Raw genomic sequence first — 17,546 nt, forward strand, 5'->3', positions numbered from 1 at the left:
ACTTGTCATTCCAGATAGGTTATGTCCTGCCGTGCCGCCATGTACTTGGCGATGTTCTGTCCCTGTCCGCTGCCGATTTCAACAAATGTAATCAGCAGACCGGGAAAATACTGCCGCCGCACGCGCAGTGCCGCGCGGATCAGGTGTTCGCTGACGGCATCGCAGCCGTCGCCGTACAGCGTCAGCTCCGCCGAGCCGTGCAGCCGCAGCAGCCGTGCGGAGACGATCTCATACACCGTGTGCAGCACGGTGTAAAATCCCACCGCGGCAAATACCGCCAGAACCGATTGCAGAAAAACAGACATGAGCGTTCCCTCCTGCTATCAGCCTATGCACGGAGGGAATACTTTGTTAGTATATAGTATAGCACAATTGTTCGGATAAGTAAACCGAGCAGAAAATCCGGGGATAATTGAAAATTGAGAATGGAGAATGAACGTGATGATAGAACGATAACCAAATTTCATTCTCCATTCCTGAAAAAGAGACGCTTTCGCGTCTCTTTTTCAGGTTTCGTGTTCTTTGCACCACTCATTCAGCGTTTCCCGATCAGTGCCCTGCATGGAACAGGCGGTTCCGCAATCCCGTTCATTGGGCGGCAGCGAGATACCCTCGCTCATCTTTTCCTGTTCCCGCGCGGCCACTGCCGGTTTGCTGCGGCGCAGCCACTCGAACGCCTTCGCGGCGGCCCGGAGCTGATAGCGGTTTTCGTGATTTTCCGACATAATTGCATCCCTCCTTCGCATAGTATGCGCAGGAAAGAGGATTTTACGCACAAAAAAGCTCCCATGCCGAAGCATGGGAGCTTGTAAATTGCGTTATGCTATTGCTTAACAAAAATTAAGCGTTGATAGCGGTTACGACGCCGGAACCTACGGTGCGGCCACCCTCACGGATAGCGAAACGCAGGCCTTCCTCGATAGCGATCGGGGTGATCAGCTCAACGTCCATCTCAACGTTGTCGCCCGGCATGCACATCTCAGTGCCTTCCGGCAGAGTGATAACGCCAGTTACGTCGGTGGTACGGAAGTAGAACTGCGGACGGTAGTTGTTGAAGAACGGAGTATGACGGCCGCCCTCTTCCTTCTTCAGAACGTATACCTGACCGTGGAACTTGGTGTGCGGGTGAATGGAGCCCGGCTTAGCCAGAACCTGGCCACGCTCAACCTCGTTCTTCTGGATGCCGCGGAGCAGAGCACCGATGTTGTCGCCTGCTTCAGCGTAGTCCAGCAGCTTGCGGAACATCTCGATACCGGTTACAACGGTCTTGCGCGGAGCGTCCATCAGACCAACGATCTCAACTTCCTCGCCCATCTTCAGCTGGCCACGCTCTACACGGCCGGTAGCTACGGTACCACGACCGGTGATGGAGAATACGTCCTCAACCGGCATGATGAACGGCTTGTCAGCAGCACGGTCCGGGGTCGGGATATAAGAGTCAACAGCGTCCATCAGCTCGTGGATGCACTTGTACTCCGGAGCGTTCGGATCCTTGGAATCGCAGGTCAGAACGTTCAGAGCGGAACCACGGATTACCGGAACGTCGTCGCCCGGGAAATCGTAAGAGGACAGCAGCTCACGGATCTCCATCTCAACCAGGTCGAGCAGCTCCTCGTCGTCTACCTGATCAGCCTTGTTCATGAAGACAACGATATACGGAACGCCTACCTGACGGGACAGCAGGATGTGCTCGCGGGTCTGCGGCATCGGGCCGTCAGCAGCGGATACAACCAGGATAGCACCGTCCATCTGAGCAGCGCCGGTGATCATGTTCTTAACGTAGTCGGCATGGCCCGGGCAGTCAACGTGAGCGTAGTGACGCTTAGCGGTGTGATACTCAACGTGTGCGGTGTTGATGGTAATGCCGCGCTCCTTCTCCTCCGGAGCCTTGTCGATTGCGTCGTATGCCTGATACTCAGCATCGCCCTCGAGAGCCAGAACCTTGGTGATTGCAGCGGTCAGAGTGGTCTTGCCGTGGTCAACGTGGCCGATGGTGCCAATGTTAACGTGCGGCAGAGAACGGTCAAATTTTTCCTTTGCCATTGTGGATATCCTCCTCGTAAAATGAATTAAAAGTCATGTTGCATTTATTTTACTGCATTTCGAGAAAAAATGCAATAGGCTGCAGCAGATTTTAGTCGTTGTTTTTGGTACGGCTGTCGATGATCTTCTCCTGAATGCTCTTCGGCACTTCAGTGTAGTGGCTCGGCTGCATGGTATACTGGCCACGGCCCTGGGTGCGGGAACGCAGAGCAGTTGCGTAACCGAACATCTCGCTCAGCGGAACGCCGGCAGAGATAGCCTGTACGCCGCCACGCGGCTCCATGCCCTGGATCTGACCACGACGGGAGTTCAGGTCGCCGATAACGTCGCCCATATACTCCTCCGGTACCATTACGTCAACCTGCATGATCGGCTCCATCAGAACCGGATCAGCCTTCTTCATAGCTTCCTTGAACGCCATAGAACCAGCGATCTTGAACGCCATCTCAGAGGAGTCGACTTCGTGGTAAGAGCCATCATACAGGGTTACCTTAACGTCAACAACCGGGTAGCCTGCGAGGATACCAGACTGCATAGCGCCCTGGATACCCTGATTAACAGGCTCGATATATTCCTTCGGGATAGCACCGCCAACGATCTTGTTGATGAACTCGTAGCCCTTGCCGGACTCGTTCGGCTCAACGATGATCTTAACATGGCCGTACTGGCCCTTACCACCGGACTGACGAGCGTACTTCTGATCAACGTCAGCGGAGCGGCGGATGGTCTCCTTGTAAGCAACCTGAGGAGAACCTACGTTAGCCTCTACCTTGAACTCGCGCAGCAGACGGTCAACGATGATCTCCAGATGAAGCTCGCCCATACCAGCGATAATGGTCTGGCCGGTCTCTTCATCGGTGTAGGTCTTGAAAGTCGGGTCCTCTTCTGCCAGCTTAGCCAGCGCGATACCCATCTTCTCCTGACCAGCCTTGGTCTTCGGCTCGATCGCAACACGGATAACCGGGTCCGGGAACTCCATAGACTCGAGGATGATCGGGTGCTTCTCATCACACAGCGTATCGCCGGTGGTGGTGTTCTTAAAGCCGATGCCCGCAGCGATATCGCCGGAATATACGCAGTCGATATCCTGACGGTGGTTAGCGTGCATCTGCAGAATACGGCCCAGACGCTCGCGCTGATCCTTGGTAGCATTCAGTACGGAGGAACCAGCGGTGATGGTGCCGGAGTATACGCGGAAGAACGTCAGACGGCCAACGAACGGGTCGGTAGCGATCTTGAACGCCAGCGCAGAGAACGGCGCATCATCAGAAGACGGACGGGAATCCTCCTCGTCGGTCTGCGGGTTTACACCCTTGATGTCCGGGATGTCGGTCGGAGCCGGCATGTATTCGATAACAGCGTCCAGCAGCGGCTGTACGCCCTTGTTGCGGTATGCGGTGCCGCAGAGTACCGGAACGATTTCGTTGGCGATACAGCCCTTGCGGATTGCAGCCTTAACTTCCGGAATGGTCAGCTCTTCGCCCTCGAGGTACTTCATCATGAGGTCCTCGTCCAGCTCAGCAACGTGCTCCCACAGTTCGTCGTGGTACTGCTGAGCCTTCTCCATCATGTCAGCCGGAATATCCTCGTCGCGGATATCCTTGCCGAGGTCGTCATAGTAAACCTCAGCGCGCATGGTGATCAGGTCGATGATACCCTTGAAGGTATCCTCAGAGCCGATCGGCAGCTGAACCGGAACAGCGTTGCACTTCAGACGGTCCTTCATCATGTTGACTACGTTGTAGAAGTCAGCACCCATGATATCCATCTTGTTTACGAACGCCATACGCGGAACCTTGTACTTGTCAGCCTGATGCCAAACGGTCTCAGACTGCGGCTCAACGCCGCCCTTTGCACAGAATACGGTTACGGAACCGTCCAGTACACGCAGGGAGCGCTCTACCTCTACGGTAAAGTCAACGTGGCCCGGGGTGTCGATGATGTTGATACGATGCTCCGGGAACTGATGAGTAGAGCCGGACCAGTGGCAGGTGGTAGCTGCGGAGGTGATGGTGATACCACGCTCCTGCTCCTGCTCCATCCAGTCCATGGTAGCGGTACCGTCGTGGGTATCGCCGATCTTATGGTTTACACCGGTGTAATACAGAATACGCTCGGTGGTAGTGGTCTTACCGGCGTCGATGTGCGCCATGATGCCGATATTTCTGGTTCTTTCCAGGGAATATTCTCTAGGCATATTGCTCTCCTTTCAAAGCGTTATGCGGAAACCGACAGATTAATAGCGGTAGTGTGCGAACGCCTTGTTCGCCTCTGCCATCTTGTGGGTATCCTCGCGCTTCTTAACAGCACCGCCCAGATTGTTGCAAGCGTCCAGGATCTCGCCTGCCAGACGCTCACGCATGGTCTTTTCAGAACGAGCGCGGGAGTACTTGGTGATCCAACGCAGGCCCAGGGTCTGACGACGCTCCGGGCGAACTTCCATCGGCACCTGGTAGGTAGCGCCGCCTACACGGCGAGCCTTAACTTCCAGGGTCGGCATGATGTTTTCCATAGCCTCGGTGAAAACCTCCAGCGGTTCACGACCGGTCTTTTCACGAACGATATCGAAAGCACCATAAACAACCTTCTGCGAAACGCCCTTCTTGCCGTCGAGCATGATAGAGTTTACCAGCTTGGTGACGAGCTTGGAATTATAAAGCGGATCGGGCAGAACGTCTCTCTTGGGGACATTACCTCTTCTTGGCACTTTACTTCCCTCCTTCAAAAATATTTGATTTCATAGGTACTTCGGCGGATCTTTGACCGCCGTTGTTCATGCCTGTCCGAGGTAAAGGCCCGATTTATGCAATCGGAACTAAAATGCCTCAGACAAAGCATAGCTGCTTTGCTGAAAAATAACTTTCTCGCAAAACCTTGTGGGTTGGCTCCTTGCCTTCCGTTTCCTTATTTGCAAGGTAACGGTACAGGAGTAATCAAGCATGATTGTGCAGATCAAGGCGCAGCCACGCGCCGCGTACAAAGGTACGCAAGTGCGGGTGCAACGCAGAGATGTGCAATCAGGCGCAGATTACTTGCCTGCCTTCGGGCGCTTAGCACCGTACTTGGAACGAGCCTGACGACGGTTAGCAACACCCTGGGTATCCAGAGTACCACGGATGATGTGGTAACGAACACCAGGAAGGTCCTTTACACGACCGCCGCGAACCATAACTACAGAGTGCTCCTGCAGGTTGTGGCCTTCACCGGGGATGTAAGCGGAAACTTCCATCTGGTTGGTCAGCTTTACACGAGCTACCTTACGAAGAGCAGAGTTCGGCTTCTTCGGGGTCATGGTCTTAACCGTGGTGCAAACGCCGCGCTTCTGCGGAGCGGACTGATCGGTAGCCTTCTTCTTCTGAGAGTTGTAGCCTACCTGAAGAGCCGGTGCCGTAGACTTGGTAACGACTGCCTCACGACCCTTACGGACGAGTTGGTTAAAAGTTGGCATTTTATTTCCTCCTTCTTTCAAAGATATTTATGAAAAGCGCGTTTTGCGCAATTCAACAAAGAAAAATCAGTGCAGAACTACGACTACTGCCGCGCCGACATCAATGCCGACCGCATCGCCGAGCTCCGTCATCGTGGTGACCTCGGTAACTTCCATACCGTGTTCACTGCAAAGCTCATAAATCGGTCCGACGACTCGTTTTTCTGCGTCCAGCGCAACAAAGACCTGTGCGGCTGCGCCGTCCCGAATCGCTTTTTTCGACTGCTTTACACCGATCACCTTGTGCGCCGTGTGAAGTTCTGAAAGCATAATATTCCTCCTATACGGCATACTCCCATAGTATACGGGTTTGTCCCCTTGTTGTCAAGTGTTTTCTCGAATTTTTTTATTTTTTACGAGATTTTTCTTTTCCAGACAAATTTGACACCTGGCAAAAGGAGTTTCCGCAGGATACATTCAATGATTACGCTATACCGTAGGGTGCGACGACCTCGGCGCACCGTTTCTAACGATTGGTGCACGTTATCCCGTAGGGGCGAGCAGTGCTCGCCCACGCATCCGTTTAACCATAGCGCAGGAGGCCAATGGCCTCCCCTACGGGGGTAACATTATGCAAACGGTTTACCAATAAATATGTGCCTGTCGTTATCGGTTTGCGGGCGAACAATGTTCGCCCCTACGGAGCAGATTGTACAGACCGGATAGATACGGTGCGCCGTGGTCGTCGCACCCTACGGTATCCATTCAGCATAAAATTGAAACGGAGAAACATCGTAAACCGTCACGGTAATTCTCCATTCTCAATTTTCCATTCGGCACAAGCAAAAACAGGAGAACACCTTACAGTGTTCCCCTGTTTTACTTAATCTATACAGCGTTTTCGGCTTTCTGCAAATCAGTCGAGATTTACAGTCTGCTCGTAGTGACCGGTGCAGTAATCGGACACACCCGAGCCGGCCGGAATCAGCTTGCCGATGATTACGTTCTCCTTCAGGCCCATCAGCGGATCGACCTTGCCCTTGATTGCGGCGTCGGTCAGCACGCGGGTGGTCTCCTGGAAGGATGCAGCGGACATCCACGAATCGGTTGCGAGGGATGCCTTGGTGATACCCATGAGGGTCGGCTCCGCAACAGCCAGACGGAGACCTTCCTCGCCGGCGTCGATGCGTGCCTGCACCTTGTTGTTGTAATCCTCGAACTCGAGCCAGTCCATAACAGAACCCGGCAGAACCTCAGCGTCGCCTGCGTCCTCAACGCGAACCTTGCGCATCATCTGACGAACGATAACCTCGATATGCTTATCGTTGATATCTACGCCCTGCTGACGGTAAACCTTCTGAACTTCCTTGATCTCGTAGTCGTGAACGGCGCGAGGATCGAGGATACGCAGAATGTCATGCGGGTTGAGCGAGCCTTCGTTCAGCTGGAAGCCCTGCGGAATCTCCTGACCGTCGGTTACGCGGATACCGGAGGACGAAGCCAGCTGGTAGGAACGCATATCGCCGGTCTGCGGGTTGACGATGTTGACGGTCTTGACGGTGGTGCGCTTGGACTCCTCGATGGAGACCATGCCGCCGATCTCGGCCAGCGTTGCAGCCTTCTTCGGCTTGCGGGCCTCGAACAGCTCCTCAACTCGCGGAAGACCCTGCGTAATATCCGAACCTGCGACACCGCCGGTATGGAAGGTACGCATGGTAAGCTGGGTACCCGGCTCACCGATGGACTGTGCTGCGATGATACCGACAGCCTCGCCCTTGCCGACCGGCGTGCCCATTGCCAGGTTGATGCCGTAGCAGTGCGCGCAGACACCCTTGCGGGCACGGCACTCGAGTACGGAGCGGATCTGAACGCGGGTGATGCCTGCGCCGACAACCGCATCGGCGTCAGCCTCGGTCATCATCTTGCTCTTCGGTACGATAACCTCGCCGGTCTCCGGATTTACGATATCGTCAACCGGGAAGCGGCCGAGCAGACGCTCGCGCAGCGGCTCGATGATCTGGTTGCCTTCCTTGATATCCTCTACCCAGATACCCTTGGTTGCGCCGCAGTCGTCCTCGCGGATGATAACGTCCTGAGAAACGTCTACCAGACGGCGGGTCAGGTAACCCGAGTCAGCGGTACGCAGTGCAGTATCGGCCATGCCCTTTCGAGCACCGCGGGCAGCGATGAAGTATTCGAGTACGGTCAGGCCTTCACGGAAGTTGGACTTGATCGGGATTTCGATGGTCTTACCGGAGGCGGATGCCATCAGGCCTCGCATACCGGCCAGCTGACGGATCTGGTTGATAGAACCACGGGCACCGGAATCCGCCATCATGTGAATCGGGTTGTAGCGCTGCTCCTTCATGTTGGCCTGCAGCTTTGCGGTAACCTTCTTGGTGGTCTCTTCCCACTCGGCTACGGTCAGACGGTAGCGCTCCTGATCGGTGATAAAGCCGCGCTTGTACTTGCGGTCGATCTTGGCAACCTTCTTCTCGGACTCGCGGATCATCTCGTCCTTGCCTTCCGGCACGAGCATGTCGGCTACGGCTACGGTCAGCGCACCCTTGGTGGAGTACTTGTAGCCCATCGCCTTGATGGAGTCGAGCACCTCAGCGGTGATATGGAAGCCGTGTACGCGGATACACTTGTCAATGATCTTGCCAAGCTCCTTCTTGCCGCAGGTGAACATGATCTCAAGATCAAACTTCTTGGACGGATCCGAGCGGTCAACAAAGCCGAGGTCCTGCGGGATGCGCTCGTTGAAGATCAGACGGCCCGGAGTCGCGTCTACGATAGCGGACTCGGTCTTGCCGTTTACTTCCTTGGACAGACGAACCTTGATCGGCGCGTGAATGCCAACGATACCCTCGTTGTACGCCATCAGAGCCTCGTCCACGTTGCGGAATACCTTGCCGGCGCCCGGCTCGGTATCGCGGTCGATGGTCAGGTAGTAGGAGCCGAGGACCATATCCTGAGACGGAATGGTAACCGGCTTGCCGTCCTGCGGCTTGAGCAGGTTGTTCGCGGACAGCATCAGCAGACGGGCCTCAGCCTGTGCCTCTGCGGACAGCGGAACGTGAACTGCCATCTGGTCGCCGTCGAAGTCGGCGTTGAATGCGGTACATACCAGCGGATGCAGGCGGATCGCACGGCCTTCTACGAGTACCGGCTCGAACGCCTGAATGCCCAGACGGTGCAGGGTCGGTGCACGGTTCAGCATAACCGGATGACCCTTGATGATGCCCTCGAGCACATCCCATACCTCGGGCTTTGCGCGCTCTACCATCTTCTTGGCAGACTTGATGTTCTGTGCGGTGCCGTCCTCAACCAGCTTCTTCATAACGAACGGCTTGAACAGCTCGAGTGCCATTTCCTTCGGCAGACCGCACTGATAGATCTTCAGGTCCGGGCCTACGACGATAACCGAACGGCCGGAGTAGTCAACTCGCTTGCCGAGCAGGTTCTGACGGAAACGGCCCTGCTTGCCCTTCAGCATGTCGGACAGGGACTTGAGTGCACGGTTGTTCGGGCCGGTGACCGGGCGGCCGCGGCGGCCGTTATCGATCAGGGCGTCAACAGCCTCCTGCAGCATGCGCTTCTCGTTGCGCACGATGATGTCCGGCGCACCCAGCTCGAGCAGGCGCTTGAGGCGGTTGTTGCGGTTGATGACGCGGCGGTACAGGTCGTTCAGGTCGCTCGTTGCGAAGCGGCCGCCGTCCAGCTGTACCATCGGGCGGATTTCCGGCGGGATGACCGGAACAACGTCCATGATCATCCACTCCGGGCGGTTGTGCGACAGACGGAACGACTCAACGACCTCCAGGCGCTTGATGATACGCAGGCGCTTCTGGCCGGAAGCCTCACGCAGCTCTGCGGTCAGCTCCTTGGAGAGCTGGTCAAGATCCAGCTCCGCGAGCAGCTCCTTGATGGACTCCGCGCCCATGCCGGCACGGAAGTCCTCGTCGTACTTTTCACGCATGTCGCGGTACTCAGCCTCAGTCAGGATCTGCTTCTTCATCAGCGGCGTGTCGCCCGGATCAATTACGATATAGTTTGCAAAGTACAGGACCTTCTCCAGTACACGCGGGCTGATATCCAGGATCAGGCCCATGCGGGACGGGATGCCCTTGAAGTACCAGATGTGCGATACCGGCGCTGCCAGCTCAATGTGGCCCATGCGCTCGCGGCGGACCTTGGCCTTGGTGACCTCAACGCCGCACTTGTCGCAGATCTTGCCCTTGAAGCGGACCTTCTTGTACTTGCCGCAGTGGCACTCCCAGTCCTTGGTCGGTCCAAAGATACGCTCGCAGAACAGGCCATCGCGTTCCGGCTTGAGCGTACGGTAGTTAATGGTTTCGGGCTTCTTTACCTCGCCGTAAGACCACTGGCGGATCAGCTCGGGCGAAGCCAGACCGATCTTAATGGCGTTAAACGTATGATATCCCATATATTTTAAGATGCTCCTTCCCTATTCACAGATGATTTCACTTACGCTCAGCCTTATTCGCCCAGACCGTCGTCGAAATCACCTTCGGCATCGTCACCGCCATCCTCGGCGGGGTTATCCAGTGCAAAGAGATCGGTGTCGCCTTCCTCGGCATCGTTGATACCGAAGCCTGCTGCGGTGAACTCGTCATCCGCGCCGGAGACAGCCTGTTCCATCGGACGGGTGTACTCAGCAGTCTCCTCGTCGTCGTCCTCAGACAGCTCGATCACTTCCATGTTCTCGTCCAGAACCTGAATATCCAGACACAGAGCCTGCAGCTCCTTGGTGAGTACCTTGAAGGATTCCGGAACGCCCGGCTGCGGTACGTTGTGACCCTTGACGATCGCCTCGTAGGTCTTGACACGGCCGGTGATATCGTCGGACTTGACGGTCAGGATCTCCTGCAGGGTATATGCGGCGCCGTATGCTTCCAGCGCCCAAACTTCCATCTCGCCGAAGCGCTGGCCGCCGAACTGCGCCTTGCCGCCCAGAGGCTGCTGGGTTACGAGCGAGTACGGGCCGGTCGAACGGGCATGGATCTTATCGTCTACCAGATGATGCAGCTTGAGGTAGTACATATAACCAACAGTTACGCGGTTATCGAACTTCTCACCGGTACGGCCGTCGTATACGACGCTCTTGCCGTCCTCGTTAACGCCTGCTGCAACCAGCGTCTCCTTGATATCCTCGAGCGTTGCGCCGTCGAATACCGGGGTCTCGACCTTCCAGCCGAGCTTCTTGGCTGCAAAGCCAAGGTGAACCTCGAGCACCTGACCGATGTTCATTCGGGACGGTACGCCCAACGGGTTCAGTACGATGTCGAGCGGACGACCATCCTCCAGGAACGGCATATCCTCCTGCGGCAGAATGCGGGAAACGACACCCTTGTTACCATGACGGCCTGCCATCTTATCGCCGACAGAGATCTTACGCTTCTGCGCGATATAAACGCGGACGACCATGTTGACACCGGGAGACAGCTCGTCGCCGTTCTCGCGGGTAAATACCTTAACGTCTACAACGATACCGGATTCGCCGTGCGGCGCACGCAGAGAGGTATCACGAACCTCGCGGGCCTTCTCGCCGAAGATCGCGCGGAGCAGGCGCTCCTCTGCGGTCAGCTCGGTCTCGCCCTTCGGGGTAACCTTGCCGACCAGAATGTCACCGGCACGAACCTCAGCGCCAACGCGGATGATGCCGCGCTCGTCGAGGTTGCGGAGTGCGTCCTCGCCGACGTTCGGGATATCACGGGTGATCTCCTCGGGTCCGAGCTTGGTATCACGGGATTCGGACTCGTACTCCTCGATATGGATGGAGGTGTAAACGTCGTCGCGTACCAGACGCTCGTTCAGCAGTACGGCGTCCTCGTAGTTGTAGCCTTCCCAGGTCATGAAGCCGATGAGGGCATTCTTGCCCAGTGCAACCTCGCCCTGATCGGTAGACGGGCCGTCGGACAGAACGTCGCCTGCCTTGACACGCTCGCCCAGATCAACGATCGGACGCATGTTGATACAGGTGGACTGGTTGGAACGCATGAACTTGGTCAGCGGATAGGTCTTGTCGGTGCCGTTGTCGTAGTGTACGCAAACCTCGCGGGCGGTTACGCGGGTAACAACGCCGTCACCCTCTGCCAGCGGAATCGTACCGGAGTCAACAGCTGCCTTGTACTCCATGCCGGTTGCAACGATCGGAGCCTCGGTGCGGAGCAGCGGTACGGCCTGACGCTGCATGTTCGCGCCCATCAGTGCGCGGTTTGCGTCGTCGTGGTCGAGGAACGGGATGAATGCGGTAGCAACCGAAATCATCATGCGCGGAGAAACGTCCATCAGGTCAACGTCCTTGCGGTCTACCTCGACGAACTCGTCGCGCCTACGGCAGGTTACACGGTCGTTTACGAGGTTGTTGTTCTCGTCGAGCGGCTCGGTAGCCTGGCAGACGATGTACTCGTCCTCGACGTCCGCGGTCATGTAGCGAACCTCGTCGGTAACGTGGCAGCGGACCTCGCCGGTCTCCTCGTCCTTGATCTTTTCGATAACGCGGTACGGCGCCTCGATAAAGCCGAAGTCGTTGATGCGGGCGTAGGTTGCCAGATACGAGATCAGGCCGATGTTCGGGCCTTCAGGGGTCTCGATCGGGCACAGACGGCCGTAGTGAGAGTAGTGTACGTCTCGAACCTCGAAGGATGCACGGTCACGGGACAGACCGCCGGGACCGAGGGCAGACATACGGCGCTTGTGGGTCAGCTCAGCCAGCGGGTTGTTCTGGTCCATGAACTGCGACAGCGGAGAAGAACCGAAGAACTCCTTGATGGCAGCAGTTACCGGGCGGATGTTGATCAGGGACTGCGGCGTAACAACGTCGAGATCCTGAATGGTCATGCGCTCGCGAATAACGCGCTCCATGCGGGAGAAGCCGATGCGGAACTGGTTCTGCAGCAGCTCGCCTACGCAGCGCAGACGACGGTTGCCCAGATGGTCGATATCGTCAACCGTACCGATGCCGTGACCGAGGTTGAGCAGATAGCAGATGGAAGCGAGCATATCATCAACGATGATGGTCTTCGGAACCAGATCGAAGTGACGCTCCTTCACGATCTTCTTCAGCTCGTCGCCCTGTACGCCAGAGTCGATGATCTCCTTGAGGACGGTGAAGCGAACCTTCTCCTTGAGACCCAGATCCTCTGCGGTTGCGCCGCCGAGGTACTCGGAGAAATCGTTTACGTCTACCATGCCGTTGCCGAATACCTTAACGGCAGTGCCCTCTGCAGACTCGATCACAACACTGTTTACGCCGCGGGCAGCCATCATGGTTGCCTTCTCGCGGGAGAGGATCTCACCGGCATCCGCCAGCACCTCGCCGGTCATCGGGTCAGCGACTGCATTTACCAGCTTGTGGCCGGTGATGCGGCGTGCGATGTTCAGCTTCTTGTTGTACTTGTAGCGGCCGACTGCGGAAATGTCGTAGCGGCGCATATCGAAGAACATGGCATCCATCAGAGAGGTAGCCGACTCCACAGAGGGCGGCTCGCCCGGACGCATCTTCTTGTAGATCTCGATGAGGGCTTCCTCGGCGGTGTGCGCCGGGTCCTTGTCGAGGGTTGCAACGATCAGCGGATCCTCACCGAACAGCTCCTTGATCTCGGCATCGGTCTTAACGCCGATGGCACGGATGAAGCTGGTGATCGGAATCTTGCGGTTTTTATCAATGCGAACGTAGAAAACGTCGTTTGCATCGGTCTCGTACTCGAGCCATGCGCCGCGGTACGGGATTACGGTAGCGGAGAGCAGAACCTTGTCGGTCTTGTCAAGCTCCTTGCCGTAGTATACGCCCGGGGAACGAACGAGCTGAGATACGATCGCGCGTTCTGCACCGTTGATGATGAAGGTAGCAGCGTGGGTCATCTTCGGGAAATCACCCATGAAGATTTCCTGCTCCTTGATCTCGCCGGTCTCCTTGTTGCGCAGACGCATGCGGACCTTCAGCGGAGTTGCATACGTTGCATCTCGTGCCTTGCACTCCTCAATGCTGTACTTCGGCTCCTCGTCCATCGAAAAATCGAGGAAGGAAAGCTCCAGATTTCCGGTGTAGTCCGTGATGGACGCGGTATCGTCAAAAACCTCACGCAGGCCCTGATCCAGGAACCATTCGTAAGACTTCTTCTGCACCTCGATGAGATTCGGCATTTCGAGAATCTCTTCGATTCGTGCAAAGCTCTTTCGTGTGGTTTTGCCGTGCTGTACGTCTTTCACCTTCATGTGCTTTGATCACTCCGTTTCTTTCGGCTGTTGGTGTTGGTTGATACGCCCGGCGGCGTTGCGAAAATATTGCTCTTGGTCTTGCAATTTCTTGCAGACCGTGCTAACATATACTTAGGAATCGGATAATGTATCCGATTTTATAAAGCGTTTTATTATACCATGATTTTTCACAGAATGTCAAGTATATTTTTGTACAAAAAGGCAGAAGTTTTTCTTCTGCCTTTCTTTTTTTGTTTTCTGGCAGCAGAATGGAGAATTATCCTCAGAGTGCAGATTGGAAAGAATATGACTGTTTCGCTTTGCGTGGGAGCACAATGTGCCCTGCGATTATACGTCTGCAACTGATTCGAGGGATAAATCGTTAAAAACCCGTTATATCGTAGGGTGCGCCGACTCGGCGCACCGCTTGTATCCGGTTTGCACAAATCATCCCGTAAGGGCGAACATTGTTCGCCCACGAACCGTTTGATTTGTCGTTGCACGGGAGCACAATGTGCTCCCCTACGATTTCGCGTATGCCAACTCGTTTAATACGGTGCGCCGAGGTCGGCGCACCCTACAGTAACATTCATGTTCATTGTATTAGAATCATGCAAATGGTAAACCCTCACGGCCTTGCGCGAACGAAGCCTGTGCCATGACAGCGGCATTCTCCATTCTCAATCCTCCATTTCAGGCAAAATAAAAAGGACGCTCACGCGTCCTTTTTTATTTGCTTAGAGCACCTTCGACAGAAAATCCTTCAGTCTCGGATGCTGCGGATTTGCGAAGAACTCCTTCGGCTCGTTCTGCTCTACGATATTGCCGCCGTCCATGAACAGCACGCGCGTTGCAACCTCGCGGGCAAAGCCCATCTCGTGGGTAACAACGACCATGGTCATGCCGTCGTCGGCCAGTTCCTTCATGATTTCCAGAACCTCGCCGACCATTTCCGGGTCAAGCGCCGAGGTCGGCTCGTCGAACAGCATCACATCCGGATTCATTGCCAGCGCACGCGCGATGGCGATACGCTGCTGCTGACCGCCGGAAAGCTGTGCCGGATAGCTGTCCGCCTTGTCCGGCAGACCGACACGCGCAAGCAGCTCGAGCGCACGCTTGTCCGCCTCTTCATCGGTCATGACCTTGAGCTTGACCGGTGCCAGCTTGATATTCTCGCGCACGGTCAGGTGCGGGAACAGGTTGAACTGCTGGAACACCATGCCCATACGGCGGCGCACCAGATTGATGTCCGTGTCCTTGGCAGTGATGTTCTGTCCCTCGAAGATAATTTCGCCGCCGGTCGGCTCCTCGAGCAGGTTCAGGCAGCGCAGAAAGGTGGACTTGCCCGAGCCGGACGGGCCGATGACTACGACTTTCTCGCCCTTCTCGATATGCTCGTTGACACCCTTGAGCACCTCATGGTTGCCAAAGGATTTGTGCAGGTTTTTAACGTCGATCACTTTCGCGCAGCCTCCTCTCAAAAATGCCGAGCAGCTTGGTCAGGATGATAACGAGCACCAGATAGATGATTGCAAGGCTGACATACGGCACATAGGCCTGATAGGTATTGGACACAATATTCTGTGCCTGCTTGGTCACGTCGCGCAGCGCGATGACCGACACGAGCGAGGTATCCTTCAGCAGGGTGATCATCTCATTGCCGAGTGCCGGAAGAATGTTCTTGATTGCCTGCGGAATGACGATCAGGCGCATGGTCTGTGCATAATTCAGGCCGAGCGAACGTCCGGCCTCCATCTGACCCGGATTGACCGACATCAGGCCGCCGCGCACGATCTCGGCAACATATGCGCCCGAGTTGATGCCCAGTGTAACAATACCGCACACCAGACGCGCTGTATCATCCTTAGGCACCATGATAACAAAGCCCATGATCAGCAGCTGAACCATCATAGGCGTACCGCGGATGACGGTCAGATACAGCTTGCAGACTGCGTTGAGAATGCTCAGAATAATGTTGCTTTTGCCCATGCGGCGGGAATCATGCGCCGTGCGGACTACAGCGATCAGCAGACCGATGATAACACCGAGGATCAGTGCACCGATCGTGACCGCAAATGTGATTTTCAGACCGTTCAGGAACCATTTCCAGCGGTCCGCTGCGATAAAGGTCTGGTACAGCTGGAACAGCAGGTTCCGCAGACCCTCCGGCAGATTGACAACCGAATCCGGTACCATTTTCAGCCACTGGTCCATTGTAATACCGTTCACAGGTCATCCCCTCTTTCTTTTCATTTTACTGCAAAAGAGGGGCGGCGCTGAACCGTCCCTCTTCCTTTGTACGCGTTTGTTGATTTACTGTGCTGCGGAATCAGCGCTGATATACTTGTCAACAATAGACTGTACAGTGCCGTCGTCCTGCAGCTCCTTCAGAGCGCCGTTTACCTTGTCGAGCAGCTCGGTGTTGCCCTTCTTGATAGCGATCGCGTAATCCTCGTCAGCGTAAGCAGTGTCAAGGATCTTGAGGCCGCTGTTTGCAGCAACATAGTTCTTAGCCGGCTCCTGGTCGATAACAACGCAGTCGATCTGATCATTTACCAGTGCAGCAACTGCGAGCGGACCGTTGTTGAACTGCTTTACATGCTCCTGACCGTAGTCACCGGTGCAGTAGATGTCGCCGGTGGTGCCGGTCTGAACGCCGATGTTCTTGCCCTCCAGATCATCCGGAGAAGCGATATCGGAACCATCCTTAACGATGATGACCTGAACGCCCTTTGCGTAGGAATCAGAGAAATCTACGTTCTCCTGACGGTCCGGGGTAACGGTCATGCCGGCCAGAGCCACGTCGATGGTGTCGCTCTGCAGCGCCGGGATCAGGGAATCGAACTCCATATCGGTGATCTCGAGCTTCATGCCCAGCTTGTCAGCGATAGCAGCAGCGATGTCCGCATCGATGCCCTGTACGTTGCCGTCGTCGCCAACGAACTCGTACGGCGGGAAAGTAGCGTTAGTGCCCATGCGCAGCGTGCCGCCGTCCGCAGAGGTAGAGGTGGTGGAATCCTGTGCGTCACTGCTGGAATCAGCGGTCTTGGAGCCGCCGCAGCCGGTCAGCAGCATAGAACCTGCCAGTACCATGCTCAGCATAGCAATGGAAAACTTCTTCATTTGTGTTAACTCCTTCCGATTTGACCCGTGCAAAACGGGTATCTCTTTCAAACACTGATTATTATACAGCGCGTTCTATAATAATGCAACCTAAATTTCAGCGAAAAACTATGGAAAAGCATTTATTTTTTCAGCAATCATGACACAAGCAATCGGTAATTCGTTAATTGCCAATTAACGCTCTGCATTTTTGCAGCATAGTCTGCATTAACCACAAGGAGGTGCCCTATGTCCCCTGTTATATATGTATCGCCTGCGTTTCGCACGGCCTGCGCCGAGCCGCGCGGCGCGCTTCTCCTGCTGCACTCCGATCCGGTTCGCTCCGCGCCGATTGTCGGCAGTGCGGCAAGCGGTGCGCGCCTGCTCATCCTGCGTGAGCAGAACGGCTGGTGTCATGTACGCACGCGCACGGCCTGCGGCTGGGTTTCGAAAACCGACATTGTGCTGTTTTACTGTCGTCCGGCTTTGTGAAGATTTCGTCAAATCAGTTAATTTTTTGACAAACAAGGTGTATTTTCATCAATTCCGCCCATTTTTACTGATGATTTTGCATTTTCACTTGCGTTGCTTAAAGCGATACAGTATAATGTAAAATGTTCGATGCGACAATCGCAAGGAGGTACGAAAAAGAGTGTATCAGATTTTGAAAAAGCAAACGCTGAACGCAAACACCAAGCTGATGGTGATCGAGGCACCGCACGTTGCCCGCAAGGCAGAGCCGGGTCAG

Annotated in this window: 13 protein-coding genes; 1 reads left to right on the top strand and 12 read right to left on the bottom strand. The window is 55.5% G+C overall.

Translation table 11 applies throughout. The annotated features are described in order from the left end of the window. Positions 1-5: 5 nt before the first annotated feature. The 12 genes from C7386_RS06875 to C7386_RS06930 form a co-directional block, all read right to left on the bottom strand. Positions 6-305 carry a hypothetical protein gene (locus tag C7386_RS06875; protein ID WP_116705137.1) on the bottom strand — a complete coding sequence of 100 codons (300 nt, stop codon included), beginning with the start codon at positions 303-305 and terminating at the stop codon, positions 6-8. A 201-nt stretch (positions 306-506) separates the two neighbouring features. Then, positions 507-725: a hypothetical protein gene (locus C7386_RS06880; protein ID WP_110436542.1), complete on the bottom strand. Its 219-nt coding sequence runs from the start codon at positions 723-725 to the stop codon at positions 507-509. 115 nt (positions 726-840) lie between these two features. After that, the gene (gene tuf, locus C7386_RS06885) at positions 841-2,043 is read right to left on the bottom strand and encodes an elongation factor Tu (protein WP_116705138.1); all 1,203 of its coding nucleotides are present in this window, start codon (positions 2,041-2,043) and stop codon (positions 841-843) included. Between the two features lie 91 nt (positions 2,044-2,134). Further along, positions 2,135-4,240: an elongation factor G gene (gene fusA / locus C7386_RS06890; protein ID WP_116705139.1), complete on the bottom strand. Its 2,106-nt coding sequence runs from the start codon at positions 4,238-4,240 to the stop codon at positions 2,135-2,137. 39 nt (positions 4,241-4,279) lie between these two features. Then, on the bottom strand, positions 4,280-4,750 hold the full coding sequence (gene rpsG / locus C7386_RS06895) for a 30S ribosomal protein S7 (RefSeq protein WP_181967828.1): 471 nt from the start codon (positions 4,748-4,750) through the stop codon (positions 4,280-4,282). A gap of 321 nt (positions 4,751-5,071) precedes the next feature. Beyond that, positions 5,072-5,491 carry a 30S ribosomal protein S12 gene (gene rpsL, locus C7386_RS06900; RefSeq protein WP_110436538.1) on the bottom strand — a complete coding sequence of 140 codons (420 nt, stop codon included), beginning with the start codon at positions 5,489-5,491 and terminating at the stop codon, positions 5,072-5,074. Positions 5,492-5,557: 66 nt separating this feature from the next. Next, positions 5,558-5,800, bottom strand: a complete 243-nt coding sequence (locus C7386_RS06905) for a ribosomal L7Ae/L30e/S12e/Gadd45 family protein (protein ID WP_110436537.1) — start codon at positions 5,798-5,800, stop codon at positions 5,558-5,560. A gap of 586 nt (positions 5,801-6,386) precedes the next feature. Further along, a complete protein-coding gene (gene rpoC, locus C7386_RS06910) occupies positions 6,387-9,920 on the bottom strand; it encodes a DNA-directed RNA polymerase subunit beta' (RefSeq protein WP_116705140.1) in 3,534 nt (1,177 codons plus the stop codon). A 53-nt stretch (positions 9,921-9,973) separates the two neighbouring features. Continuing rightward, positions 9,974-13,714 carry a DNA-directed RNA polymerase subunit beta gene (gene rpoB / locus C7386_RS06915; RefSeq protein ID WP_110436535.1) on the bottom strand — a complete coding sequence of 1,247 codons (3,741 nt, stop codon included), beginning with the start codon at positions 13,712-13,714 and terminating at the stop codon, positions 9,974-9,976. 719 nt (positions 13,715-14,433) lie between these two features. Further along, positions 14,434-15,156, bottom strand: a complete 723-nt coding sequence (locus tag C7386_RS06920) for an amino acid ABC transporter ATP-binding protein (RefSeq protein WP_110436534.1) — start codon at positions 15,154-15,156, stop codon at positions 14,434-14,436. Further along, the gene (locus C7386_RS06925; RefSeq protein WP_110437212.1) at positions 15,143-15,892 is read right to left on the bottom strand and encodes an amino acid ABC transporter permease; all 750 of its coding nucleotides are present in this window, start codon (positions 15,890-15,892) and stop codon (positions 15,143-15,145) included. The genes C7386_RS06920 and C7386_RS06925 overlap by 14 nt, the downstream gene beginning before the upstream one ends. Before the next feature lie 117 nt (positions 15,893-16,009). Continuing rightward, complete coding sequence (locus C7386_RS06930) at positions 16,010-16,819, bottom strand: basic amino acid ABC transporter substrate-binding protein (protein WP_110436533.1); 810 nt, start codon at positions 16,817-16,819, stop codon at positions 16,010-16,012. A 228-nt stretch (positions 16,820-17,047) separates the two neighbouring features. On the opposite strand from C7386_RS06930, the gene C7386_RS06935 reads away from it, so the two are divergent. Beyond that, positions 17,048-17,290 (top strand): SH3 domain-containing protein, encoded by a 243-nt coding sequence (locus C7386_RS06935; RefSeq protein ID WP_110436532.1) that lies wholly within the window; start codon positions 17,048-17,050, stop codon positions 17,288-17,290. Positions 17,291-17,546 lie beyond the last annotated feature (256 nt).

Origin of the sequence: Agathobaculum butyriciproducens, from assembly GCA_003096535.1 — a bacterium.
GTDB classification, from domain to species: Bacteria; Bacillota; Clostridia; order Oscillospirales; family Butyricicoccaceae; genus Agathobaculum; species Agathobaculum butyriciproducens.